Below are 25,237 nucleotides of genomic sequence, written 5' to 3' on the forward strand. Positions count from 1 at the left end.
CCCTTGATCAGCTCCTGAATGCCCATATCCAGGCTATGGGCCGGCATGAACCCGGTAGCCTCCAGCTTCGCGTTCGACACAATGTAGTCGCGCTTGTCCGGGTCCTCGCCCACGGGGGCTTCGGGGAAGACAAAAGCGGGCAGATGCTGCTTGATCCGCTCGCACAACTCCATTTTCGAAAGATTGGCGTCAGACAGGCCGACATTATAGGCATTGTCGCGCATCGTTTCGAAATTGGCCATGCCATGCAGGAAGGCGCGGGTTACATCGCGCACATGGATGTAGTTGCGCTTGAAATGCGGCTCGAACAGCACAACTGCACGGTCAAAAACCGCACGATAGACAAAATCATTCACCAGCAGGTCGAGCCGCATGCGCGGCGCCATGCCGAACACCGTGGCGAGGCGGAAGCTGATCGCGTTGCCGCGCTCCATCACCGCTTGTTCGGCTTCCACCTTGGTGGTGCCGTAAAGCGAGATCGGCCGCATCGGGGTTTCCTCGGTGCAGAACTTGCCCTTCTCGCCAACGCCATAGCCGGAATTGGTGATCGGGGTCAGGATCCGCTGCTCCTTGGACAGCAGCTTGGTCAGGGTGATGATTGCATCACGATTCAGGCTGGTGGCGCCGATCTTGTCATTGTTACATAGCGGCGCACCGACCAGGGCGGCCAGTGGAATGACGTAGTCAACATCCTTGATCAGCGGCTTCAGCACCGCCTCATCACGGGCATCGCCACGCACCACATCAAAATCCGGATGGGTGCAGACATGGTTCAGCGGATCCTGCTTGAACATGAAATTGTCCAGCACCGTGACACGGTAGCCGGCATTCAGCAGCTCCGGCACCATGATCGAGCCGAGATAACCGGCACCGCCGGTAACGAGAACGGAAGCCTTGCGGGTGGCCATGATACGCCTCTCCGATATCAAACGATGTTGTGCAGCACACTGCGCAGCCGCTCGAGCTGGGCAGTCAGGTCCTGGGGATGGTTGCCGACGAAAAAGCCGTGGTCATGCGCCAGATCGGCATTCTTCACATCGCCAACAATCTCATAATCGTAATACTTCATCACGTCATGGCGCAGGAAATTGCCGCCAGTGATGATGCGGTAGCCGATATCGGCATCGCGCAGGGCGCCAAATACACGATCCCGGTCCACGTTGCGCTCCGGGTTCAGGATCAGCGTGAAGGAAAAGGCCGAGCTCTTGCCGTTTTCCTTCTGGATGATGAAGCGCTCATCCTTGCCGAACAGTTCCTGGAACAATGCCCAGTTCTTGCGGCGCTGTTCGGTCATTGCCGGCAATTTCTTGATCTGCTCGCGACCAATGGCGCCGGAAAGCTCAAGCGGCCGCACATTATAGCCGGGCAGGATGAAGCGGTAGGCTTCGTAGAAATCGCTGCCCTTGCGGTCGTAAATTTTGGTATCCGGCGGCAGGTCGCGGGTCCAGCCATGCGCACGGATCGAGCGGCAGAGATGCGCCAGTTCCTCATCATCGGTCAGGATCATGCCACCTTCCATGGTGGAGATATGATGCGAGAAGAAGAAGCTGAAAGTGTTGAGATGGCCAAAGGTGCCGGTCTTGCGACCGCCCAGTTCGGCATCCATCGATTCACAATTGTCTTCCAGCAGGTAGAGACCATGCTGATCGGCGAAGCTGCGCAACACATCCATCGCCGCCGGATTGCCGAGAATACTGACCGCCACAATCGCCCGCGTGCGCGGTGTAAGCGCCTGTTCGAGCTTGCTCACATCCATGTTGAGGGTTTGCAGGTCAACATCGATGAAGCGCAGCTTGAGGCCATATTGCTGGAGCGGGTGATAGGTGGTGGCCCAGGAAATTGCCGGCACGATCACTTCGTCGCCGCGCTGCAACGGGCGCTCGCGCTTGTAGAACAGCGCCGCAGTGGACACCAGATTGGCCGACGAGCCGGAATTGACCATCACGCCATATTTCATGCCGAAATAGTCTGCGAATTCACGCTCCAGCGCCTTGACGTTTTCGCCCATGGTGAAAAAGCCACCAGCGATAACACGCTGCATCGCTTCGATTTCTTCAGGCCCCCAGGAGGATGCCGCCAGATCGTAGAACATCGGTATACTTTCTATGTCAGCTTTGCTTAGAAGGGGCCGCGGAACTGTGCCTGATACGCCAGCTTGGCTTGCTCAGGCGACGGGCTCCAGGCATCGGCATCCGGACGCACCAGGGCGTGAACAGCGGCGGCGATGGTGGCTGGGTTGGGGTAGAAAAGCTGCTCCAGCGGCGGCGATGTCGGGCAGGTGGTGGGCGCAAAGCCCATACGCTGCACCAGCGCCCCGCGGGTAGCCCGGCTTTCGGCCACACGAGCGAGAATTTCCGCGCTGGCACCACACATGGTCCAGCCATTATCCACCACCAGCAGCTTGCCGGTACGCGCCACCGAGGCAAGGATTGTCTCGCTATCAAGCGGTGACAACGTGATCGGGTCGATCACCTCGGCATGAATGCCCTGCTCGGCAAGCAACTCACGGGCACGCAGACATTCCACCAGCATGTTCGAGATACCGACAATGGTGATGTCGTCGCCCTTGGTGACAACACGACCCTTGCCCAGTTCAACGGTGTAGGATTCTTCCGGCACATAGGCTTCCAGGCCGTAGAGCAGCCGGTGCTCCATGAAGATTACCGGATTGTCATCGCGGATCGCTGCAATCAGGCAGCCCTTGGCGTCATGCGCATTGCTTGGCGCCACCACCTTGAGGCCAGGCACATGCATGAACATCGAATGCAGGCCCTGGCTATGCTGCGCACCCTGCCCCCAGGATTTGCCGATCATGCAGCGTACCACCAGCGGCACTTTCACGGCACCGCCATACATGTAATGCGACTTGGCCGCCATGTTGACGAGCTGGTTCATGCCGAGCAACAGGAAGTCCATGCGGATATGCACATGGATCGGCCGCATGCCGGACATCGCAGCACCAATCGCCACGCCGGTCATGGCATCTTCGGAGAGCGGGGTGGTGAACACCCGATCAGCACCGAAACGCTGCAACAGACCGCGCGTCGAACCCTGGATCGCCTTGTGATCATCAACATCCAGACCCATCACAAAAACCGAAGGGTCGCGTTCCATCTCTTGCGCTACGCCTTCAGCAAGCGCATCGACATAACGAAGCAGACGATCAGGCGTAGACATTGGCATACAGCTCTTCTGCGGCCGGGAATGGCGAGGTTTCAGCGAATTCGATTGCCGCAACGATTTCAGCTTCGATCAAGGCATCGATCTCGGCGCGCTCGGCTTCGGGCAATAGCGCGCCGATCCGGGCCACCTGATCGTTTTTCATCCAGGGTTCGGCTTCAGTCTTGGCGCGATAGCCCTGGTCAAAATCCTCGGCCGGGCCGACATGTTCACGCCACCGGTAGAGCTTGCATTCTATGAAGCTCGGCCCTTCACCGCGCCGGGCCCGGGCCACGGCTTCAGCAGCAGCCTCACGCATTGCCAGCACATCACCATCCGGAATGCGATGCACCGGCATACCAAAAGCCGCAACACGGCCGCAGATATCTTCACTCGCCCACCGCTTGGACAGCGGCTCGTGAATAGCGAAGCCGTTATTTTCACAGATAAAGATCACCGGCAGGCGATGCAGGGCCGCAAAATTGAGGCTTTCATAGAAGCAGCCCTCTTCGGTGGCGCCGTCACCAAAGAAAACCGCACAAACCCGATCACCGCCCTCGCGCTTCAGCTTGAGCGCGGCGCCGGTGGCAATCGGGATATTGGTGCCAACCACGGCGGAAGAACCCAACACATTGGCTTCGGGGGAAATGATGTGCATCGAGCCGCCCTTGCCGCGGCAGCAGCCGGTATCCTTGCCATACATTTCAGCCATCATGGCAGCAGTGCTGCCGCCCTTGGCCAGATACACCGCATGGCTGCGATAGGTGCCGGAAACGACATCATCCGGCCGCAACACATCGCATACGGCCGCTGACGTGGCTTCCTGGCCTATCGCCAGATGTACCGGACTCTTGATTTTATCGGTGGGATAGATGCGCGCCGTCTCTTCTTCGACCCGGCGAATCAAGCGGAGCTTATGGTAGAGACCCGCCAGCGCTTCCTGCCCCTTACTACCGACCGCCTTGGTCCCCGCCGCCTGCGGCCCTGTTGCTTGTGCCATACCGATAATTTACCCCCGCAAATCCTGGCATGCCTTATCGCTGAAGTTTCAGCGCCAAATGCAAAAAAAGTCCTGAGTTGATAGTCGGTCTAGTGTCATCCCGCAAGCTCTATGCTGATCGCTGTTAAGCGGCCTGATAAGACAATGTAGGATTATAAATCAAGCGGATATTATTGAGCAGCCCTAAGCGCGCATTAGTTGCGCAATGTTAACTTTAGCTTTTTCTTCCACCACCATGCACACCGCCAAACAGGCGGGATTAACAAGCTCACCATTCAGATAACTTTAAATAGATATAAATGATAAATAAAATAACAAAAATTGTATTTTATATCTGAGAACTCTCTGTACGTTCGACAATAAATTAATTTTGAGAATCAATTAAGTTGAATAAAGCCCCACCGCCCACTAAAAGTTACAACCACAAGGGCATATAACGACTGACTAAGGTTTTTTGGAAATGTGGCCATCCCGTTTTCTGCGTCGTGAAACCGAAGAGGTTTTGTTCGAAGCACCCTGGCCCGAACGCGAAGACATACAAAGTTTCTACGCTTTTGCCCTGCCCAAAGCAGGCAGTTCGCTGCTTGAGGCTATTCTGTTTGACTTGTCAGCAGCGGCCGGCATCGTCAACTTCACCCCCACGGTAAGGTTGTTTGAAATTGGCGTGCGGGATGAGGAGGTGGAACTGGATACGGCAGACACCTTCCTCTCGCCCGGCTTCTGCTTTTCCGGTTTCCGCCATGTCCCGCCGTTTATTTCCGCCGAGTTGCTCCGGCAGCGCAAGGCCCTGCTGCTGCTGCGCGATCCACGCGACATGCTGGTTTCAATGTATTTCTCCATGCGCTACAGCCATGTTGAGCCAGGCGAGGGCAGTTATCGCGACTGGTTTCTCGCGCAACGCTCTGCCGTGTCCGGCCTGTCAATCGACCGCTTTGCTGCAAATATTGTACGCGACCTGAATGCCGAACTTGAGGCAATGCTCGGTGTGCTTCGGCATGCCAATATCCGCCTCTACCGCTATGAGGATGTGATCTACCGTAAACGCGACTGGATCGCCGATATTGCCAATTTTCTTGAGCTTGGCGTATCCGATGCGGTGATCAATGATATCGCTGCGCGGCATGATCGGCTGCCAGCGGCAGAAAACCAGTCTGAGCATATTCGCCAAGGCCATCCGGGTGACGGAGAGCGCAAGTTATCGCCGCAAACGCTCGAACGGGTGGGCAAGGCCCTGGCTGCGCAATGGCATTGGCTCGGTTACCCGACCGCCGCTTCTGACGGAGCATTGGCGCGCGAGGATGCGCTGGTGCAAAGTCTGCTGCCGGCAAGCCCGCCGGCCACGTTCGAGTGCAATGCGGCCAGCGCGGCAGATATAACCCGCGCCATGGCAGCACCACGCGAAATGCACCCGCAAATGCTGAGCCTGAAAACCGGCTTGGGCGAAATTCTCGGCGCCTGGATGGAGGCGCGCCGCGACGAAAATGGCAGCAAGCGACTAATATATTCCTATGTCGTAAAACTCGGCCCGATAGATCAACCCGTGATCTTCGGCTGCCGCGTTACTGATCCGCGTGATGGCTTGGTTTTCGGGCGCAACTCGCTGGCATTTGACCACACGCCGCAATCCTATCCGGAAGCCAGCCATATTCGCGTGACATGGAATTTGCCCCATCCCGTGCCGCCAGGCCGCTACAAATTCAGCGCCGGCTGCTCATACGCGCATATCCCAAACAAATTCATTGCCCGCGAGGTTGACGCTTTTGCCGCAACGCTGCCACTGCTTGCAGCTTGAGGCCAGGGACCAGAAACGGCCGGCTCAATCGACCTGATCAATCCGGATGGCATGCAGGCGCAACGACAATGACCGCTCATCCGGACTATCGCCAAGATTGCTCGGCGACTCGCAATCCGGATGCAGCAGCACCACTTCTGTGGGCAGGCCGGCATTCCAGATTGCCGCCGGCACTGCAACCGTTACCGTCATATGCTGACGTATAACAGTTTCCAGCAGAAGTTGCCGATTGACATATAAGGCAAGTCGTTGGCCATCAGCCTGCGGGTTATGGAATGGAGAGAATTCCAGCGACAACAACAGACGCGCACTGGTCGCCGTCTGCGTCGACAGGAACAGCGAGCTGCGCTCACCCAAGCTCCAAACCGCTTCCTGTTCCGGAACCGCCCAGCCATCACCAAGCAGATTATGGAATAGTGCGCCGGCATCAGCCCGGATGGTTTCATTAAATGGCACAAGAACTGCTGCTCCAGCGCCGCCGAGCAGATTACGCTGCTGCGCCATCTCATTCAGCGCCAGGGCAAAGGCCTCGCCCATGGCTTGGCGATCTGTATAGGGCGCGGCCCGCAAGCTGCCGCGACGGATCAGGTCCGCACGCAACGCCGGATCACGCTGCACGGTCATAATCGCTTCTGCAATGGAAGACGGGATACGATTATCGAAATAATACGCAGTATCGCCAGCCAGTTCGAGCAGCGACGGCACTTTCCCGCAAAGCACAGGAACACCACGCTGCATAGCCTCCAGAACCGGCATGCCGAAGCCTTCAAACAGCGAAGGGAAAATCATCGCCAGGGCGTTATCCAGAAGTTGAGCCAGTTCTGCCTCGCTGGCAAAGCCGGGCAGCACCACCTGATCGCGCAAGCCCATGGCATCAATCGCGTCGCGGATCATGTCATCTTCGCGCCGGTTGCCCATGCCGGTGCAAACCAGTTTCAATGCCGCATCACCGGCATTGCGCCGATAAAGCGCATAAGCGGTGAGCAGCATGGCATGGTTCTTGTGCAGCCAGGAATTTGCCGGATAAAGCAGATAACCTTGCGGCTTCAGGCCCAGGGTTTTCAGCAGGTTGGCGCCATCCCCAGCAACGGGCAGCCGATCAGCCATGCGCAGGGGTATCACCGCCAGCTTGTCGGAAGGCACGGAATAGACTTCCAGCAGGCTATCGCGGCTGGCCTGTGCAGCACAGATGATTCGATCACTCTGACCAATTGCGGCCACGATGTTGCGGGCTCGCGTTGCCAAATCATCAACCGAGAAGAAGGTCGGATAATAGTGAAACTGGATGTCGTAAACGATGGAAAGGATCGGAATCTCGGGATGCACCACCTGGGGACCAACAAACGGGCAAAGAATGGCTTGCACGCGCTGTCCGTCATGCAGGCGCGGCAGGCGCAGGCTGCCAATATTCAAGCCACCGCTATCCAGGGCAACCATGATCTCTGCACCTGGCAACGCGCGGCGCAATTCATCCGCAACGCTGGCCGCAGCCAACACAATGATCCGCCATGTCGGCCGCACAGCAAGGAGGCTTTCAATGATGCCAATAGCGGCCCATTTCGCGCCGCCATTTTCACCGCCGGGCAACATCGGCAGGCAATCCACCAGCAGAACAAATTCTGGCTGTTGCCGGCGCGACGGCATCAATTCAGCCTCCTGCGACATCATGGGCAGACTTGCTCCAATTGGAGTGATTTGACCCCAACCGACAAAGGCCGTGTATCTGTACTGCCCAGCACTTCCTGTGGGGTTTTGAAATCCGGATGCAGAAACTGCAATTCCAGCGTTGAGCGACGCTCAACTATTGCCCGGGACAGCGGCAATACAAGCTCCTGATCGCCTTGGATGCGGGCATTGCCAATTGTCTCTCCATTGGCAACCACTTCAAGCCTTGGGTAAGGCATCTTGCCTTCAACATAGAAAGGCACCGCGCGCAGTTTGAGACGAAGATCACAGGCTGGCCGTTTTGACAAGGGAAGCTGCATCAGGCTCTCGCTGCCCAGCATCCAGGTATGCTGAACCTCCGGCGTGCCCCAGCCGGATTGCTGATAGGCTTGCGCATTACCGCCTATGGCAAAATTGATCAGTTCGCCAAACTCATAGCCATTGGACAGACCGATGCTCTCACCTGTCGCCTCGCATCCCTGAATTTTCAGGCTGCGCAGTCCAATAGCCAGGGCGCGGGTATCCGGACTGGCGCCAAGATCACGCGGCACGCGGGCAAAGGCGTGATCGAAACGCATGTCCACCCACTGACCGGCACGCCATTCCCGCCTGGGGATCATGAAGGAAATCTCCCGCTCTGTGGTCACTTCCTCAGCCCAAAGCGGCTTGCCATTCACGCTGATCGTCAGGAGCGGGCGCGGCATTTTGTCTGCCACATAGAAACCCCAGGCGCTCATCGTAACCTTCAAATCACAGCTTGAAGATTGGGCTGCCAGGAAGCGCAGCCCGCTTTGCGGCCCGATTGCCCAGGTATGCTGCTTCTCAACACCAGACCAGCCACCGGCCATGTAAAGGCGGCCACGCCCCTCTTCGCCAAACCGTAATTCGGTACCCAGTCGATAGACTTCGCCTTCAAGAATTTTCGGCGGCGCCCACATTACCTGTTCATCAACCCGGATGGTGCCGACATCAGCCTGAATATTACCGAGCGGATAGAGATATAATCCATTCACGCGCTCGAAGGGGCGCGACGCCAGCAGGATGCGGTGTTGTCCGCCATCCCGTGTCGTGTAGTTCAGGGCGGCGACAAGCGGGCGCTTTGAAAGCAGCCGGGTGTCGCTGCTGTAAAGCCTGCCATTTTCATAATTGGCACGATTCACAATCGCCACACTTTCATCTGCATCGGGCAGATAGGCGTAGTCGAAATAGAAGAGCGACCGCTTCTGATCCGAGATCAGATTAGGATCCATGCGGCGGCGAAATTCGAGATCAAGCTTGTAGGTGCCGGTGATGAAATCCTTCCAGTAATCCTCGCGGCCTGGAATAGCCCAGTAATAGTCGGACATGCGCGTGCCGATCACCAAGCTGCCGCGCAACTCTTCCTTGATCGGGGTTTTCATCGTCATATCAAGCGCCGCCCAACGCGCGCCGCCTTCCTTCATGGCGCGGGCAACGATGTGATTGTGATGTGCGCCCGTTATCGCGGCAGCGGCCAATCCAAACACAAAGCAAGCCCTTGCGATCCAACGCAGCGGCAGAATACCCAGGCGCTGCTCCACGGCTCCGAACAGCACGGCAATGGCCAGCATGAAACCGACATTTGACAACGATGTGTAGGTGTAAGCGATCACGCCCTGGCCATACCAGCCCTGGTATTTGGGCGTTAATGCCAGCAGGAAAGTTGGCGCATACATGATGATGCCGGCCACAACAAGCATGGCCAGCACACCCAGACCACTCAACCGGCGCTCACTGGCGATAGTGAATGTAAGATACCCGGCACCGCCGAGGGCTGCTGCTTTCAGCAAATCCCAGCCAGTAAGGGTGGACAGAATAGCCGGCAGCGCGAAGCTGATTTTGTAGCCTTGGGTGGCGTCGCTCAACACCATCCAGACTGAATAGGGGTGGAGCCAATGATAGAGCACATTGCCGCTAACGCTCCAATGCAGCAAGACGCCGATGAATTGCCGCAGATTAAAACCACCAACCGTAACCTCGGCGCCATCATAGGAATTGCCATATGTCATGCGCCAAGCAATGGCGGCGGCAGTGTAAGCCAGGCCCACCACGATGATGGCCGCAGCCAAATGCCAGCGACGGCGCGACCATTGCGCCACGCCCTGCCAGTTTTCATGCCGCGAGAACAGCGAAATGATACTGATGCCGCTGGCGATGATGACCTGATATTCCTGACCAAAGATCGACAAGGCATGGAGCGGAAAAAACAGCAGCAGCCAGATGATCCGCCCATCCCGCCGGTATGCCGCCAGCAGCAGCAGATTCACGGCCATGTTGATGATGACCACAAAATGATACAGCGGCACGCTGGTCATCAGGGTGTGGTCCCAGGTGCCTACCAGCGTTGCAACATAAACAAGCGCGAAGAAAAGCGCGTAGCGCCATGACGTATATACCGCCAGCACCGCAACCACACCAACCAGCGCCAGCAGGTATGAACCATATTGCAGGATGTCGTAAATCACCGATTGCCAGAAACCGGCAATGAACAAAATTATCGGGAAGTGATAGAAAAAATAGATGCGTCCCTGGCCACGCGCCAAACCCAATGCCGTGTGACCATTATTGACGGCCCAGTTGGCAATGCGCGCATCATCATTGGTGGTGAATCGCACGCCCCAGAAATCAGCGATCACCAAGGCAAAGGAAAATATCAGCAGCGCGGCCGCGATTAATTTTGTTTTATGCTCGGACCACATTGCTTCTATCCTTATTTCACCGTACCGGCAGGCAGAACGGCACAAGCATTTTATCTACTGACATCACATCGCTGCACGTTCGGCCGCGATCATTTTGTCAATTACCTGACGCATGCGGCTATGCGCCTTCCAGCCCAGAACACGCTCGGCTTTGGCCGGGTTTCCACCGCTGAAGGGTATTTCGTTCGGGCGCAGCAAGGTGGCTTCGATATCGACATGGCGGGTCCAGTCCAACCCCACAGCCTCGAAGCAATAAGCGACAAAATCACGCAGCGAGTTGCTCTCGCCAGTGGCAATCACATAGTCGCCCGGCTCATGCTGAAGCATCAGCCACATCGCTTCGACATATTCCGGGGCCCAGCCCCAATCGCGCGAAATATCAAGATTGCCAAGTTGCAGCCGCTCGCCCGCGCCGCTGGCTATGCGCAATGCGCCATGTATCACTTTCTTGGTGACATAGCGCGGGGAGCGCAATGGCGATTCATGATTAAACAGAATACCGGAGCTTGCATGCAGGCCACGGCCCTCTCGGTAGCTAGCCACCAGCCAATGCGCCGCCGCCTTGGCTATGGCATAGGGGCTGCGCGGATAAAACGGCGTGGTTTCATCGGAAAGGGCGTCACGGGCGCCGAAGCATTCGCCAGAACTGGCATTATAGAAGCGGATCGGCGCCTTGGTCAGCAGGATCGCATCAAGCAGGTTTTGCGTGGTGCCGATAATGCTGGCAAATGTGGCTCTCGGCTGTTCAAAGGACAGGCCGACAGAGCTTTGGGCTGCCAGATGATAAATTTCATCCGGCTGCACCTTCTCGATCAGCGCAACCAGCGACGGCAGATCATCCAGGCTGGCAGTCAGAAACTGCACGGCGCCGGCCAAATCCGGCGCCACCTGGCGCAGGTTTTCCCGACTATTCTCATTCGAGCCACGCGATACGCCGAATACAGTATAACCATGCCGCACCAGAAATGCCGCCAGATAGGCGCCATCCTGACCTGAAATGCCGAAGATCAGCGCCCGGCGGGCTGAGATGGCAGAGTGCATGGCGCGGGCCGATAGGGCTGCTGTTGATCCGTTCGCATCAGATGGCGGGGGCTTGTCACGCAGCACCCTGCTTAAGATCAGCCGCCACCATCTCTGCTACAAGCTGACGGAATGTGGTTTTCGGCACCCAGCCCAGCACATTGCGGGCTTTTTCGGGATTGCCAAGCAGAAAATCGACTTCTGTCGGGCGGAAATAGCGCTCGTCAATCTCCACCAACACCTTGCCAGATTTGGCATCAATGCCGCGCTCAGCCACGCCCTCGCCTTGCCAGGCGATTTCGATGCCGGCTTCGGCAAAAGCCAGTTCAACGAATTCACGCACACTATGGGCTTCGCCGGTGGCCAGCACATAATCGTCAGGACGATCCTGCTGCAACATAAGCCACATACCCTCAACATAATCGCGGGCATGCCCCCAATCACGCTTGGAATTCAGGTTGCCCAGAAACACCCGGTCCTGTTCGCCACGAACAATGGCTGCTACGGCACGGGTTATCTTGCGGGTAACAAAGGTTTCACCCCGGGTCGGGCCTTCATGGTTGAACAGAATGCCGTTGCACGCATACATGCCATAGGCATCGCGGTAATTCCGCGTGATCCAGTAGGAATAGAGTTTGGCTGCTGCATAGGGGCTGCGCGGCTCGAAGGGCGTGGTCTCGCTCTGCGGTGGCTTGGCATTGCCATACAATTCCGAGGTCGAGGCCTGATAAAACCGCACCGACTTCTGCAAACCGAGGATGCGGATCGCTTCAAGCAGACGTAACGTGCCGATGCCATCGGCATTGGCAGTATATTCCGGGGTTTCAAAACTGACCTGGACGTGACTTTGCGCCGCCAAGTTGTATATCTCGTCCGGGCGAACGTCCTGTATTATGCGAATTAGGTTGGTGGCATCGGTCATGTCGCCATAATGCAGGAACAGCTTCGCGCTTGGCTCATGAGGGTCGCGGTAAAGATGCTCGATCCGGCCCGTGTTGAAGGAAGCGGAACGGCGTTTTACGCCATGCACCACATATCCTTTGTTCAGCAATAATTCAGCAAGATACGCACCATCCTGGCCAGTAATGCCGGTTATCAGAGCTATTTTCTGTTGCGCCATACGGGAGGGTCTGCCAAGTAGAGTTGGATAAGTTTTCGCGGCTGGGTCAATAACACATTGATTTTCACCTGTCCATAAATCATAGTTTGCCGCAGTTTTTACCGTCAGCACAGCAACGTCAGTAAAATCACCATAAAGAACAGAAGTAATATCCGTCGATGGCACTGCTTCTTTCCGACCCTCAGCACGATTTGGCGAAAGTCATTCCTGTCATTCTTTGCGGTGGTTCAGGCACGCGGCTTTGGCCCTTGTCGCGTAATGCCCTGCCCAAGCAATTCCTGCCACTGGATGGCGAAAAATCCATGTTGCAGGACACAGCCCTCCGTCTTGCCGGCGATGCCTTCTTGGCCCCCTGGTTTGTTTGCAGCGAGGATAGCCGTTTCATTGTCGCCGGGCAGGCCCATGATGCCGGTGTGCCGGTAGCGAAAATCCTGTTGGAGCCCGTGCCGCGTGGCACTGCCCCTGCCGCTGCCCTGGCTGCTCTGGCCGCCTTGCACGAATATCCCGATCCAGCCCAGGATCCACTATTGCTGCTGGCCCCGGCAGACCATGTCGTACGCGATCCAGCGCAACTGCGCGCTGTCATCGAGGCCGCCATACCAACCGCGCGCAGTGGTAAATTGGTGGTATTCGGCATTCAGCCTTCCGGGCCGGAAACCGGCTATGGCTATATCCAGGCCGGCGCGGTCATTGCCGGGCAGACCAGTGCTGCACGGAGTGTCACCCGGTTTACCGAAAAACCGCAGCGTGATCAGGCAGCCAGCTTTATTGCCTCAGGCGATTACTTCTGGAATAGCGGTATCTTCCTGTTTTCGGCACGGCATTTCATGGGCGAATTGAAGCGGTTGCGCCCCGATATCGCCAATGCCGCAGAACAGGCCATGCAGGGCTGGCGCGCCGATCTTGACTTCACCCGCATTGATGCCAATGCCTTTGCGGCCTGCCCGGTCGATGCAATCGATACGGCGGTGATGGAGAAAACCGACAAAGCCGCCATGTTCCCGCTCAATGTCGGCTGGAACGATGTCGGCACCTGGGCAGCATTGTGGGACATTGGCGCGCATGATGCTGCTGACAATGTGTTGCGCGGGCCGGTTTTTGCCCTCGATAGCCAGCGTTCCTACCTGCGTAGCGACGGGCCGCTGCTTGCCACGCTTGGCGTTTCCGACATGCTGGTTGTGGCAACAGAAGATGCGGTTCTGGTTGCCCCGCGTGAACGGGCGCAGGATTTGCGGCAGGTGGTTGATAAACTGAAACAGGCAGGGCGCCCCGAAGCAGAGCAGAACCTTACTGTTTATCGCCCCTGGGGCAGCTTTCGCCGCATCGATGCCGGCGAGCGCTATCAGGTGAAATTATTGCAGGTCAATCCAGGCGCAAGCCTGTCCTTGCAATTACATCATCATCGCGCCGAACACTGGGTTGTCGTCAGCGGCACAGCGCGCATCACCCGCGGCGAAGAGACCTTCCTGCTCAGCGAGAATCAGGCCACCTTCATTCCGCTCGGCACCAAACACCGCCTGGAAAACCCGGGGCAACTGCCGCTCTCACTGATCGAGGTGCAATCAGGCAGCTACCTTGGCGAAGATGATATCGTGCGCTTTGAGGACAAATTTGGCCGCGTTTGAGTTCCTATGTCTCGGTTTCACCACGCGCCGCTTTAAGCCATTGCGTTAATTGCTCAACAGCTTCCCCACGCGCTCTCCGATCAGCCTCGGCCTCAAGCAGCAAGGCCTGGAGAGTTTCGAGATTTTTGCCCCGCAAACTGCGATCTTGTTCACATTCAACTAATTGCTGCTCCAGCAGGGTCAGCGCCGCACCCCGCGCTGCACGGTCGGCCTCAGCCTCAAGCAATTGCCGCTCCAGCACCACCAGCGATTTGCCGCGCGCCGCACGATCAGCTTCAGCCTCGCGCAATTGCCCCTCCAGCAATGCCACTGCCTCGCCACGGGCCGCACGATCAGCCTCGGCCTCAAGCAATTGCCGCTCCAGCACCACCAGCGATTCGCCGCGCGCCGCACGATCAGCTTCAGCCTCGCGCAATTGCCGCTCCAGCAATGCCACTGCCTCGCCACGGGCCGCACGATCAGCCTCAGCCTCAAGCAATTGCCGCTCCAGCACCACCAGCGATTCGCCGCGCGCCGCACGATCAGCTTCGGCCTCGCGCAATTGCTGCTCCAGCAATGCCACTGCCTCACCGCGTGCCGCACGGTCAGCCTCTGCCTCAAGCAATTGATGCTCCAGCAACGCCACCGCCTCACCCCGCGCCGCACGATCAGCTTCAGCCTCGCGCAATTGCCGCTCCAGCAATGCCACTGCCTCACCCCGCGCCGCACGATCCGCCTCGGCCTCAAGCAATTGCCGCTCCAGCCGTGTCACCGCCGCGCCGCGTGCCGCCCGGTCGGCCTCGGCCTCAAGCAATTGCCGCTCTAGCAATGTCACCGCCTCACCGCGTGCCGCCCGATCCGCCTCGGCTTCAACCAATTGCCGCTCCAGCCGTGTCACCGCCGCGCCACGTGCCGCCCGATCCGCCTCGGCTTCAAGCAATTGCTGCTCCAGCCGTGTCACCGCCGCGCCACGTGCCGCCCGATCCGCCTCGGCCTCAAGCAATTGCTGCTCCAGCCGTGTCACCGCCGCGCCACGCGCCGCCCGATCCGCCTCGGCCTCAAGCAATTGCCGTTCCAGCCGTGTCACCGCCGCGCCACGTGCCGCCCGGTCGGCCTCGGCCTCAAGCAATTGCCGCTCCAGCTTGACTTGAGCCTTCCCACGCGCAGCACGATCCGCCTCTGATTCTAGCAATTGCGCTTCAAGTTTAGCGACAGCTTTGCTCTGCAGGTCATGATCTGTCGCAAGCTGGGCCAGGCGAACATTCAGGCTGGATATTGTGGCAATCTGCTGCGTGCGATCTGCCAGCAAGTGCTGCAAGCGGCCGCGCATACCGGATTCCACATAAGCCGGACTGGCCGAAAGAATGAAGCCGATATCCTGCTGCTCCCCTGAGGATATTGGCAGCCCGATGCCATTACTCCGCGCCATATCCGAGCATCGAGCCGAAAGCAAATCGTCAACCTTCTGCCGCAAGGTAATTGTATCCTGCATTGGCGGCAAAGCGATCGATCGCTGCCTGGCAAAATCAATCACCGCGCCATAACCAGAAGCTTCCAGCACATCTGCACCAAACAGACCGGTGAGCGCAGCAATCTCGGCATCCGGCAATTTGCGCCAACCATCCTTGGAGCGATTATGTACGGCCTTGGTCGCCAATATCTTGCGGTCGCCCATATCCTGTGCCACACGCAGGCGATGGCGCAATTCAAGCCGGCCGATTATCTCTTCACGTTGCCGGGGCAGGCCTAGTGCAGCAAACATCTTGGTCAATTCCGCTACCGGATCATCAACCAACGCCTCATATTGCAGCACATGAGTGCGTGCCCGATACCGCGACAAAAAGGCTTCAAGCTTTTCTGGCCCCTGCACAAGATCGAACAGAGCCGGGTCATCGGGCATTGTTTCAAGCAGGATCTTATAATCAATGCCCCAGCTATCCCGATGCGAGAGAGCGATATCCAGCGGATTGCGCCTGAGCAAGACAAAGCGCGCATCAGGCAGTAATTCCGCGATGCGGTCAGCAATCTGGTAATAGCGCGGCGTCTTGTCGAGAAAATACGGTCGCTTTTCCTGGCGCAGCCAGGTGTTATAGGCCTCAATCGCAAAAACACGCCGCATGGTCTCTAGCTGGGCTTCGCCGAGAAATTGCCGCAGGGCCATGCCGATCGATTGCGAACCAGCCGGGTGGCGAGGATCAACACCACCCGCCGCCAAGGCGGCAAACATAACCCAAGGTTCCGGCGGGGCAGATATTTCTGGATCGTTGCCGATCAATTCGGCCAGTAAAGTTGTGCCTGCGCGCGGCAGCCCGAGTAGAAATATCAGCCCGCGGCCACGCTTGCCGATCATTCCCGCACCCTAAAACCAGGGGGGCCATCAAGCAGAAAATAACCTGCCGTCGCAGCATCGCCATGGATGTGGAATGGAAAGGCATCAATATAGCGGGCGGCAAAATCATGCAGTGCATCGGCGCGAGATACGCCGCAAGAGATGAAATAGTCACCGGGCAGCAGCCCGGCACGGATCGGCCAAGACAATTCCGCCCGGCTACCCGCACTTTGGCTGCCAACCGGCAGACGTTCGAGCAGCGAATTGGTCGAGATCACCACATCGCCGCGTTTGTTAACAACCCGGATACCAAAAACCGGCGCCGCCATATCCTGGCCAAAATCTACGCTATAGGCGATGCAGAACCGCTGCCCCTGTTGCAGGGTTGGAAGCGGGTTGCCATCACCATCTTCAATGCGCACTTCAGAAATGGCGCAAATCGGTGACTCATAGATGATGGCGGCTGGAGACAAGGGCAGGAATTGCGAAACAGCGGTCTTTTTGGGCGCTTCCACCACAGCAGCGCTGCGCGTACTCGACATGATATATTGCCGCGTCACTTCCTCAGGTTCGCCACTGGCCATGACACGGCCTTTTTCCAGCCATATGACACGGTCGCAAAAGCGATTGATGGCATTCATGTCGTGCGAGACCAGGATAGCGGCGCGCTCCTGATGGTTGGTCAATTCCTCAATGCGCCGGAAGCACTTTAATTGGAAATCGGCATCACCAACCGCCAGCGCCTCATCAATGATGAGAACTTTCGGTTCAAGGAAGGAATACAACGAGAAGCCGAGACGCAACACCATGCCGGAAGAATACTTGCGCACCGGCATATCGATGAAATCGTTCAATCCACTGAAGCCGACAATATCCGCTTCGCGAGATGCGGAATAACCTGGCGGAAAACCAAGCATTGTTGCCATGGCATGGATATTGGCCCTGCCGGTAAGGTCGGGATTGAGGCCAGACCCGAGTTCAAGCATTGCCAGCACATTGCCACGCACCGCCACCTTGCCCTGGGTTGGCCTGGAGGTGCCGACAATCAGTTTTAGCAAACTGCTTTTGCCAGAGCCGTTAGCGCCAATCAGCCCCAGGCATTCGCCCGGATGCACGGCAAGCGATACGTCGCTCAGCGCAGTAACTGTATGGCCATAGCGCGGGCTACCGGGAAACAGAATGTCGCGCAGCCGCTCAACCGGGCGGTTATAGATGCGATACTGCTTGGTCACTCGCTGCAAATCGATCAGCGCCGACATATCTGGCACAGCCTGCGCTTCAGCGCTGTCTTGGTGCGCGAGCATCACAGATTATCCCGCAAATCGTCTCGCACGCGATAGTATAGCATGCCTGCCAACGACAATAGCACCAAGCACCAGCCCGCACCAACCAACCAATGCGATAAGCTGCCTGGTGCGGCATACAGAATCTGCTCACGCAGCAGAATAATACCAGACGAGAATGGATTCAGCGCAAGCAACCAGCGATAAGCTTCGCCAATCGCCTCGGGCGGATAAACAATTGGCGCGGTCCATAGCAGCAGTTGCAGCAAAGCCGGCAGGAACAGTTCGACATCACGGAAGAACACATTCACCAATCCCAGCACCATCCCCAGCGCGGTGGCCAGCAGCAGCAGCAGCAGCAGCGTCGGCAGCACCAGGAGCCAGGTGAGCGACGGCCCCAAACCTGCCGCGGCCACCACAATCAGAACCAGCGGCATGCTCACGATCAGGCCGGTAGCCGCTATCAGCACGGCTTCAATGAAAAACAGCGGCACCGGAATGGGCAGCCGGCGGATGATATCGGCATTGCCACGCAATGTTGTACAGCCGGTGGATATGGTTTCGCTGATACATTGCCAGGCAAAAAATCCGCTGATCAGGAAGTAAACATAACCCTGCTGCGAACCACCAACCGCAATCCGGGTCGGCATTACCCGCGAAAAAACCAGCCAAAAGATGCCAACCAGGATGAGCGGGTGGATGAAGGCCCAAAAATGCCCCGCCAGCGACTGAACATAACGGTGGCGGAGTTGCAGGACCACCCTATCGAGCAGGAAGCGGACATGACGACGGAAAGGCATCTGGAAAGGCAGCCCAACTTTTGCAGAATTAGCGCAAAGCAATACGCATAAATACCGGGCAAAGCCAGCATCTAATTGTAATTATTATATAATTGCCAGAATGTCCAGCCTTCATAAAATCTCTCCTGGAGATTTGCGACAATATTTCGTGCATGAGTCTTGCACATTATGGCCGCGAAGGTAGTTATTCCCTGGATTTGCTATCATCGGCCCCAATTCAGATAAGGGCCAGGCAGTATGGAAACCAACTAGACATGACGACTGACAACAGCTCCGATCAAAAGGCAACGACGAAACTGATCTCGGTTGTCGTGTCTTTCCGTAATGAACAGGACAATATCCCGCATTTGGTCAAACGGCTGACCGCTGTGTTTGCCAAAGAGCCGGAAAGATTGGAAATCATCTTTGTTAACGATGATTCCAGTGACCGCTCGCTGGAAGTGCTGCGCAACCTCAATGCTGCCGATCATCGGATCAAAATCGTTAATATGGCGCGCCGGTTCGGCGTTTCGGAATGCGTGCTGGCCGGCATGGAAACCGCGCGCGGTGATGCCGTTATCTACCTGGATTGCGATCTGCAAGACCCGCCGGAATTGATCCCGGAGCTGTTGCGCGAATGGCGGAATGGGGCGCAGGTGGTACACACTTTGCGCGAACGCCGGCTAGGTGAAAATCCGATCAAGATGTTCATCACCCGGATGGCCTATCGTGCCATCCAGCTTGGCAGCAACATCAAGCTGCCGGTGGATTGCGGCGATTACAAACTGCTTGACCGGGTCGTGGTTCAACGCCTGATCACGCTGACGGAACATGATCCCTATCTGCGCGGCCTGGTGATCTGGATCGGCTACAAGCAGACCTTTGTGCCCTATATCCGGGAGGCCCGGCATAGCGGTTCGACACATTTCCCGCTTTTCAGCCGCAACCCTTGGCGCGCCCTGCTGGGCGGCATCACGTCCTTCTCCAACATGCCGATCTATGTCTTCGGCATGGTGGGCGTCGCGGCTGCCTTGCTGTCCTTCGGCCTGCTGCTGGGTTCGTTGCTGGGTTATGTCTTTACCAACATGACCGGTTTTGGCACGGCATTCCTGGTCGGTCTTGGCCTGCTGCTGTGGTCGATCCTGGTTCTCGGCATCAGCACCGTCGGCCTTTACGTTGTGCGCATTTACAAGGATGTGCGCGGCCGGCCACGTTACATCATCAAGGATACTGAAGGCTTCGGGCCGGCTGAATAGGGGCAAGCCATGGCGAATTTTCCCGCCCACCGCTTCAACCCGTATATCCTGCGCGAATACGATATCCGCGGCATCGTCGGCGAAACCTTGTTTGCCGATGATGCCCGGGCCATCGGCCGCGCCTATGGCACCATCATCGCCAAAACCGGCGGGCGCAGCGTGGCCGTGGGCTATGATGGCCGCCTGACTTCGCCCATGCTTGCTGAAGCACTTTGTGACGGCTTTCGCGATGTTGGCCTGAAAGTGTTGGCGATTGGGCGCGGCCCGACGCCGATGCTGTATTTCTCGGTATACCATCTTGGCGCCGATGCCGGCGTGATGGTGACCGGTTCGCATAACCCGGCCGACCATAACGGTTTCAAGTTCATGCTGGGGCGCAGGACCTTCTATGGCGACGGCATCCAGGAAATCGGCCGGATAGCCGCCGCAGCCTATAGCTTGGCGGCAGGCGGCAGGGGCAATCAGGAAAACATCCCAGTATTCGGTGCCTATATTGACCGTATGCTGGCGGATGCCCGATTGACCGGGAATCCGGCCATTGCCTGGGATCCCGGCAATGGCGCGGCCGGCGAAGCCGCAGCGGCTTTGGCTGCCCGCTTGCCAGGCCGGCACCATTTGATCAACGCCACCATAGACGGCACCTTTCCCAGCCATCACCCGGATCCGACCATCCCGGACAACCTGCGCCAGTTGCAGGCATTGGTGCGAGAACAAGGTTGCGATATCGGCCTGGCCTTTGATGGCGATGGCGACCGCATCGGCATTATCGACAGCGACGGCAGCATCATCTGGGGCGACCAGATGCTGGCGCTGCTGGCACGCGACGTGTTGCTGCGCCATCCCGGCGCCCCCATCATCGCCGATGTGAAATCGAGCCAGGCGCTGTTCGATGACGTGGCCCGCCATGGCGGGCGCCCGGTGATGTGGAAAACCGGCCATGCGCCGATCAAAAGCAAAATGCTTGAGGAAAAAAGCCCGCTAGCTGGCGAGATGAGCGCCCATATTTTTATGGCCGATGGCTATTACGGCTTTGATGATGCGCTCTACGTCGCTTTGCGCTTCCTCAATATTGCCACGGCCACGCCCGGCGGCGCCAAGGCAATGCGGGCCAGCCTGCCACAGCTCTGCAACACGCCTGAAATTCGGCTGGAATGCGGTGAGGAGCGCAAATTCTCCCTGGTGCGTGATCTGCGCGAGCGCTTGGCACGCGACGGCATAAGCTTCATCGATATTGATGGGGTACGTGTACAGCAGCCTGACGGCTGGTGGTTGCTGCGCGCTTCAAACACGCAGCCAATTGTGGTGGCACGAGCCGAAGCCGCCGATGAAGCTGGCCTGGAACGCTTGATGACCAGCCTCACCGCTTATCTTGCTGAATGTGGCTTCACCATGGAAAGCAGCCCTTCGGCACCACATGCCTGAAACGCAGCAACGGACCAACGCCGGCGCTGCCTTTCACGGCTTGGCAAGGCATTCCTTCGGCCCATGTGGCAGCAGCACAAGCAAACTATCAACACGCTGCGCGACGCCGGCCCCAGCGCCATCCTCAGGTTTGGCATAGCGCAAGGTCCATTTGGCCTGACAAAAAAACGCCAGATCATTGCTGACCACAGCATTTCTCCAATAGCCAACAAGCTGCCGATCCCACAGCACATAACGCAGATACGCTTCTGTTGCCGAGAAATACGGTAAATCGAGAAAGATTGGTTCGTTGGCTGGAATCGGCTTCAGATATGCCCTGACCTGGAGCAGGCGGGCAAAGCCGCCGCCATCCGTTTCCTTGATCAAGCCGCGGTTGGTCACATTGGCAAAATCAAAGTGGAATGCGGCCCCAGCAGCGATCCACACCAGCAAAAAGGCCAGCACTGCGAAACGCCGCACTGGCCCGGCAGCAGCAATCGACAGCAATGCAATGCCGATCAGGCCGTAGCAGAATAGCGAAGACCATGTAGCGGCCCGCATCTGAAGGAAGCTTTGCCCCTGACCTATTGGCCACGGCGAAGGAACAGCATAGCGGAAATATGGCAACAGCACGAACAGGCAAAGCAGCGGAAATACCAGCAGTATCAGGAATGCCGGCTGCCGCAGCAAATGCCGCTGGCGTGCCAAAGCATATATCAGCACGCCACCGAACACCGCGCTCAACCCAGCCAGAATCATTCTGAGTTCAGTGAAATTTGCGAATGTGACGCCGAAATACCGCGTAATAAAATCTTCAAATTGGGGCCGCATGCCGATCGTAAAGGCCAGGAATTCCCAATGTTCCCAGGGGAACGGCCAACCAACAGCATAGCTCGTTTGTGCCCACGACAGCAGCAAGCCCATTAACTTGAGCATGCGGTACAATTCAAAATTGGCCAGCAAAACCAGGAACAACAGGAAAGCGGCTAAAAATATGCCCGCCCGGCGCAGGGATTGCGGCGTTCGATTGGCCGGCCGAAGCATTTCAGCTACTGCCACAACAAGGCCAACAAAGCCCACCGGATAGAGAATCTCGCTATAGGAATAAACCAGGGCCGAGATTGTAATCGCGGGCAGCATGGCCTGGGCCGCAATCGCACCTGATCCGAGATCTGTTTGCAAAGCAGCACGGAGCAGGACAATGCCGAGCAGCAATGTAACCAGGGCCAGGGGAACGCCGAATGTCTGCGGGTAAAACCCCATTACCGCGCCCCAGCTGAAGCCGTTGGCGGTCAGGCCGGCGGCAATGCCGACCAAGTATGGCACCATGCCGGCGCGCGTATTTGTGACCAGACGGATAGCACCGACCAAAGCATAACACCCTGCTGCCAGGCCGAAGGCATAAACCACAGGATAGGCTTCATACGACCACTCAATCCTCAGTATCTTCATAAAGAAGGTGAGGAGAAACATGGCGCCAAGTTTACTATCCAGATTCTGCCAGCTCCGCACCAAAGCCAAATTCGGATAGAATTCAAATCCGCCGCCTGCTGGTAGCAAAATCGGGGCAAAAAATGGCGCTCTGAAAGCAGCTTGTGCCACAGTTGTATACATATAGGCGTCGCCGCCGGCCGGAACAAATAATCCGTAACGATAAATCGGCGCGAAAACAGTAAAGGATACAACTACAAAAAACAGCGCAGACACATGAAATTCAGTTGAAATATATTGCCGGAGCGACCCTTTGCGCCAAAGATACAACATCATCAATGCCAGAAATGAGGCATGTAAATAAAAAATATCAACGGGGATATATTTTTGCACCCTAAAACAAATACTCAGATAAACTATAAGAAAGGCAGCCCCAAGTATTGGGGAGAAATATTTTGTATAATTCTCCAGCGCATTCGCACGACAAAAAACCTTAAAAAGAAAAATGCCGCAGATATGACAAACAGCCATCACCAGCAATAATGCAAAAATATTACCAAGCAGAAACAAATAAACCCCCCGCTCACGGCAATTAGAGAAAAAAATAGAAATTTCAGATACAGTTAGAAAATTATATCGATCACATTCGAAAAACAACAGAGAAATAAGGCGGGCCACCGTACCGCCCGATCCCGCTCAAACAAAACGATGCAGTGCTTGGATATCAAGTATCTTGGGCAAATACCTGCGCCCGGCGGAAGGCCAGCCGCACCCGCTCGCCGGCCTTGAGCGGGCGGTCGGCGAAAGCTTCGCGCGTCTGCGACACTTCCAGCACCGGCAGGCCGCCGCCGATCTCCACCTCTACGCGCACATTGGCGCCCACCGCCGAGGTGAAACGCACCACGCCGGTATTCTGCACCGGCGCACCGGGCACCAAGGCCTCGGCGATGATGTCATGCGGCCGCACATAGAGCTTCACCGGGCCATCCACCAGGCGCGGCGGCGGCAGCAGGCTGGTATCAACATTGGGATAGAGCACGCGGCCGCCGCTGATCTCGCCATCCAGTTCGTTGATGTCGCCGAGGAAGCGGTTGACGAAGGGCGTGGCCGGCTTCTCATAGAGCGCCTCAGGCGTATCGACCTGCTCGATGCGGCCCTTGTCCATCACCACCACACGGTCGGCCAGTTCCAGCGCCTCCTCCTGGTCATGGGTGACAAAAACCGAGGTCATGCCAAGCTGCTCATGCAGCCGGCGCAGCCAGCGGCGCAATTCCTTGCGCACCTTGGCATCCAGCGCGCCAAAAGGCTCGTCCAGCAGCAGTACCTTGGGTTCAATCGCCAGGGCGCGGGCCAGGGCAACACGCTGACGCTGGCCGCCGGATAGCTGCGCCGGCATACGCCCGGCGAGCCAGTCGATCTGCACCAGATGCAGCAATTCATCCACCCGGCGCTTGATCTCGGCTTCACTAGGGCGCTGCTTGCGCGGCCGCACGCGCAGGCCGAAAGCCACATTCTCGAACACGCTCATATGGCGGAACAGCGCATAATGCTGAAACACGAAGCCGACATCGCGTTCGCCCGCCGAGCGTTCGGCGGTGCTGCGGCCATCAAAGCGGATATCGCCGGCATCGGGTTTGTCCAAGCCGGCGATCAGCCGCAGCAACGTGGTCTTGCCGGAGCCGGATGGCCCGAGCAGGGCAACCAATTCGCCGCTGGCGATATTGAGGTCCACTGCCTTGAGGGCGAGGAAACTGCCGAATTGCCGGCTGACGCCGAGGATGTCGATCTGCATGGTCGGCTCCTATTCGCCGCCGCCGCGCTGGCCATCGCGGGCCAGGCGCCATTCCAGCAGGCTTTTCAGGATCAGCGTGACAATCGCCAGCAAAGCCAGCAGCGAGGCGACGGCAAAGGCGGCGACAAAATTATACTCGTTATAGAGAATTTCGACATGCAGTGGCATCGTGTTGGTAAGGCCGCGGATATGGCCCGACACCACCGAGACGGCACCGAATTCGCCCATCGCCCGCGCATTGCACAGCAGCAGGCCATAGAGCAGCCCCCATTTGATATTGGGCAAGGTGACGCGCCAGAAGGTCTGCCAGCCGGAAGCCCCCAGCACCATCGCCGCTTCCTCTTCCAGCGTGCCCTGTTCCTGCATGATCGGAATCAGTTCGCGCGCCACAAAGGGAAAAGTGACAAACAGCGTGGCCAGCACAATGCCGGGCACGGCGAAGATGATCTTCAGGTCATGTTCCTGCAACCATGGCCCGAACCAGCCCTGCAAGCCGAAGAGCAGCACAAAGACCAGGCCTGAGATCACCGGCGAGACCGAAAACGGCAGGTCGATCAGCGTGATCAGCAGGCTTTTGCCGCGAAAATCGAACTTGGTGATGGCCCAGGCCGCCACCACGCCGAAAGCCAGGTTGATCGGCACCACGATGGCAGCGGTGAGCAATGTTAGCCGGATTGCCGCCAGTGCCACCGGCTCGGTCAGCGCCGTGGCATAAGCCTGCCAGCCCTGGCGTAATGCTTCGGTGAACACAATCACCAGCGGCAGGGCAAGGAACACCGCAAGAAAGGCCAGCGCGATGCCGATCAGCAGCCAGCGCAATATCCAGGCGCCGGCGCGGTCGATGCGCCGGTTACGCCCGGCGGGATTGGTCAGGGCAAGCGCCACCATG

Annotated in this window: 18 protein-coding genes; 4 read left to right on the forward strand and 14 right to left on the reverse strand. The window is 57.5% G+C overall.

Annotation, left to right across the window (positions count from 1 at the left end):
* From KBB36_RS15370 to KBB36_RS15385, 4 genes are all read right to left on the reverse strand, one after another.
* Positions 1–908, reverse strand: a 908-nt coding sequence (locus tag KBB36_RS15370; RefSeq protein WP_290982731.1) for an NAD(P)-dependent oxidoreductase, incomplete at its 3' end; no start/stop codon positions are given.
* Positions 909–925: 17 nt separating this feature from the next.
* Positions 926–2,092, reverse strand: coding sequence for a DegT/DnrJ/EryC1/StrS aminotransferase family protein (locus KBB36_RS15375; protein ID WP_290982736.1), 1,167 nt, complete (start codon positions 2,090–2,092; stop codon positions 926–928).
* 26 nt (positions 2,093–2,118) lie between these two features.
* Positions 2,119–3,177, reverse strand: coding sequence for a transketolase C-terminal domain-containing protein (locus KBB36_RS15380; RefSeq protein WP_290982740.1), 1,059 nt, complete (start codon positions 3,175–3,177; stop codon positions 2,119–2,121).
* Positions 3,164–4,066 carry a thiamine pyrophosphate-dependent dehydrogenase E1 component subunit alpha gene (locus KBB36_RS15385; protein ID WP_290982743.1) on the reverse strand — a complete coding sequence of 301 codons (903 nt, stop codon included), beginning with the start codon at positions 4,064–4,066 and terminating at the stop codon, positions 3,164–3,166. The genes KBB36_RS15380 and KBB36_RS15385 overlap by 14 nt, the downstream gene beginning before the upstream one ends.
* Positions 4,067–4,619: 553 nt before the next feature.
* Here KBB36_RS15385 and KBB36_RS15390 point away from each other — a divergent pair.
* Positions 4,620–5,951, forward strand: a complete 1,332-nt coding sequence (locus tag KBB36_RS15390; protein ID WP_290982746.1) for a sulfotransferase domain-containing protein — start codon at positions 4,620–4,622, stop codon at positions 5,949–5,951.
* Positions 5,952–5,975: 24 nt separating this feature from the next.
* Here KBB36_RS15390 and KBB36_RS15395 read toward each other — a convergent pair whose 3' ends face one another.
* The 4 genes from KBB36_RS15395 to gmd all read right to left on the reverse strand — a co-directional run bounded on the left by KBB36_RS15395 (position 5,976) and on the right by gmd (position 12,473).
* On the reverse strand, positions 5,976–7,619 hold the full coding sequence (locus tag KBB36_RS15395) for a glycosyltransferase family 1 protein (RefSeq protein WP_290982749.1): 1,644 nt from the start codon (positions 7,617–7,619) through the stop codon (positions 5,976–5,978).
* The gene (locus KBB36_RS15400) at positions 7,616–10,333 is read right to left on the reverse strand and encodes a hypothetical protein (RefSeq protein WP_290982752.1); all 2,718 of its coding nucleotides are present in this window, start codon (positions 10,331–10,333) and stop codon (positions 7,616–7,618) included. Before KBB36_RS15400 ends, KBB36_RS15395 begins: the two co-directional genes overlap by 4 nt.
* 63 nt (positions 10,334–10,396) lie before the next feature.
* On the reverse strand, positions 10,397–11,374 hold the full coding sequence (locus KBB36_RS15405; protein ID WP_290982755.1) for a GDP-mannose 4,6-dehydratase: 978 nt from the start codon (positions 11,372–11,374) through the stop codon (positions 10,397–10,399).
* Positions 11,375–11,429: 55 nt separating this feature from the next.
* Entirely contained in the window at positions 11,430–12,473 is a 1,044-nt protein-coding gene (gene gmd / locus KBB36_RS15410) for a GDP-mannose 4,6-dehydratase (protein WP_290982797.1), read from the reverse strand.
* A gap of 158 nt (positions 12,474–12,631) precedes the next feature.
* On the opposite strand from gmd, the gene KBB36_RS15415 reads away from it, so the two are divergent.
* Positions 12,632–14,098 carry a mannose-1-phosphate guanylyltransferase/mannose-6-phosphate isomerase gene (locus tag KBB36_RS15415; protein ID WP_290982758.1) on the forward strand — a complete coding sequence of 489 codons (1,467 nt, stop codon included), beginning with the start codon at positions 12,632–12,634 and terminating at the stop codon, positions 14,096–14,098.
* A 4-nt stretch (positions 14,099–14,102) separates the two neighbouring features.
* Here KBB36_RS15415 and KBB36_RS15420 read toward each other — a convergent pair whose 3' ends face one another.
* From KBB36_RS15420 to KBB36_RS15430, 3 genes are read right to left on the reverse strand one after another with little or no spacing between them, the layout of a single operon-like run.
* Positions 14,103–16,427: a sulfotransferase gene (locus KBB36_RS15420; RefSeq protein ID WP_290982760.1), complete on the reverse strand. Its 2,325-nt coding sequence runs from the start codon at positions 16,425–16,427 to the stop codon at positions 14,103–14,105.
* Complete coding sequence (locus tag KBB36_RS15425; RefSeq protein ID WP_290982763.1) at positions 16,424–17,710, reverse strand: ABC transporter ATP-binding protein; 1,287 nt, start codon at positions 17,708–17,710, stop codon at positions 16,424–16,426. The genes KBB36_RS15420 and KBB36_RS15425 overlap by 4 nt, the downstream gene beginning before the upstream one ends.
* On the reverse strand, positions 17,710–18,531 hold the full coding sequence (locus KBB36_RS15430; protein WP_290982766.1) for an ABC transporter permease: 822 nt from the start codon (positions 18,529–18,531) through the stop codon (positions 17,710–17,712). Before KBB36_RS15430 ends, KBB36_RS15425 begins: the two co-directional genes overlap by 1 nt.
* Before the next feature lie 269 nt (positions 18,532–18,800).
* On the opposite strand from KBB36_RS15430, the gene KBB36_RS15435 reads away from it, so the two are divergent.
* On the forward strand, positions 18,801–19,724 hold the full coding sequence (locus KBB36_RS15435) for a glycosyltransferase family 2 protein (protein WP_290982768.1): 924 nt from the start codon (positions 18,801–18,803) through the stop codon (positions 19,722–19,724).
* 9 nt (positions 19,725–19,733) lie between these two features.
* Positions 19,734–21,146 (forward strand): phosphoglucomutase/phosphomannomutase PgmG, encoded by a 1,413-nt coding sequence (gene pgmG / locus KBB36_RS15440; RefSeq protein ID WP_290982771.1) that lies wholly within the window; start codon positions 19,734–19,736, stop codon positions 21,144–21,146.
* Between the two features lie 33 nt (positions 21,147–21,179).
* On the opposite strand, the gene KBB36_RS15445 is transcribed toward pgmG, so the two are convergent.
* Genes KBB36_RS15445 through cysW form a run of 3 tightly spaced genes read right to left on the reverse strand, consistent with a single transcriptional unit; the run spans position 21,180 to position 25,236 of the window.
* Positions 21,180–23,234 carry a hypothetical protein gene (locus KBB36_RS15445; protein ID WP_290982774.1) on the reverse strand — a complete coding sequence of 685 codons (2,055 nt, stop codon included), beginning with the start codon at positions 23,232–23,234 and terminating at the stop codon, positions 21,180–21,182.
* 46 nt (positions 23,235–23,280) lie between these two features.
* Entirely contained in the window at positions 23,281–24,348 is a 1,068-nt protein-coding gene (locus tag KBB36_RS15450; RefSeq protein WP_290982777.1) for a sulfate/molybdate ABC transporter ATP-binding protein, read from the reverse strand.
* Between the two features lie 9 nt (positions 24,349–24,357).
* Positions 24,358–25,236: a sulfate ABC transporter permease subunit CysW gene (cysW, locus tag KBB36_RS15455; RefSeq protein WP_290982779.1), complete on the reverse strand. Its 879-nt coding sequence runs from the start codon at positions 25,234–25,236 to the stop codon at positions 24,358–24,360.
* Position 25,237: the final 1 nt, after the last annotated feature.

It is taken from the genome of Ferrovibrio sp. (genome assembly GCF_017994015.1).
Lineage (GTDB): Bacteria > Pseudomonadota > Alphaproteobacteria > Ferrovibrionales > Ferrovibrionaceae > Ferrovibrio.

What these genes read in the sequence shown, in the direction of transcription:
- KBB36_RS15395 (WP_290982749.1), bottom strand. Translation starts at nt 7,619, where the DNA reads ATGATGTCGCAGGAGGCTGAATTGATGCCGTCGCGCCGGCAACAGCCA.
- KBB36_RS15405 (WP_290982755.1), bottom strand. Translation starts at nt 11,374, where the DNA reads ATGCACTCTGCCATCTCAGCCCGCCGGGCGCTGATCTTCGGCATTTCA.
- gmd (WP_290982797.1), bottom strand. Translation starts at nt 12,473, where the DNA reads ATGGCGCAACAGAAAATAGCTCTGATAACCGGCATTACTGGCCAGGAT.
- KBB36_RS15400 (WP_290982752.1), bottom strand. Translation starts at nt 10,333, where the DNA reads ATGTGGTCCGAGCATAAAACAAAATTAATCGCGGCCGCGCTGCTGATA.
- KBB36_RS15450 (WP_290982777.1), bottom strand. Translation starts at nt 24,348, where the DNA reads ATGCAGATCGACATCCTCGGCGTCAGCCGGCAATTCGGCAGTTTCCTC.
- pgmG (WP_290982771.1), top strand. Translation starts at nt 19,734, where the DNA reads ATGGCGAATTTTCCCGCCCACCGCTTCAACCCGTATATCCTGCGCGAA.
- KBB36_RS15425 (WP_290982763.1), bottom strand. Translation starts at nt 17,710, where the DNA reads ATGCTCGCGCACCAAGACAGCGCTGAAGCGCAGGCTGTGCCAGATATG.
- KBB36_RS15375 (WP_290982736.1), bottom strand. Translation starts at nt 2,092, where the DNA reads ATGTTCTACGATCTGGCGGCATCCTCCTGGGGGCCTGAAGAAATCGAA.
- KBB36_RS15390 (WP_290982746.1), top strand. Translation starts at nt 4,620, where the DNA reads ATGTGGCCATCCCGTTTTCTGCGTCGTGAAACCGAAGAGGTTTTGTTC.
- KBB36_RS15380 (WP_290982740.1), bottom strand. Translation starts at nt 3,177, where the DNA reads ATGTCTACGCCTGATCGTCTGCTTCGTTATGTCGATGCGCTTGCTGAA.
- cysW (WP_290982779.1), bottom strand. Translation starts at nt 25,236, where the DNA reads ATGGTGGCGCTTGCCCTGACCAATCCCGCCGGGCGTAACCGGCGCATC.
- KBB36_RS15415 (WP_290982758.1), top strand. Translation starts at nt 12,632, where the DNA reads ATGGCACTGCTTCTTTCCGACCCTCAGCACGATTTGGCGAAAGTCATT.
- KBB36_RS15420 (WP_290982760.1), bottom strand. Translation starts at nt 16,427, where the DNA reads ATGATCGGCAAGCGTGGCCGCGGGCTGATATTTCTACTCGGGCTGCCG.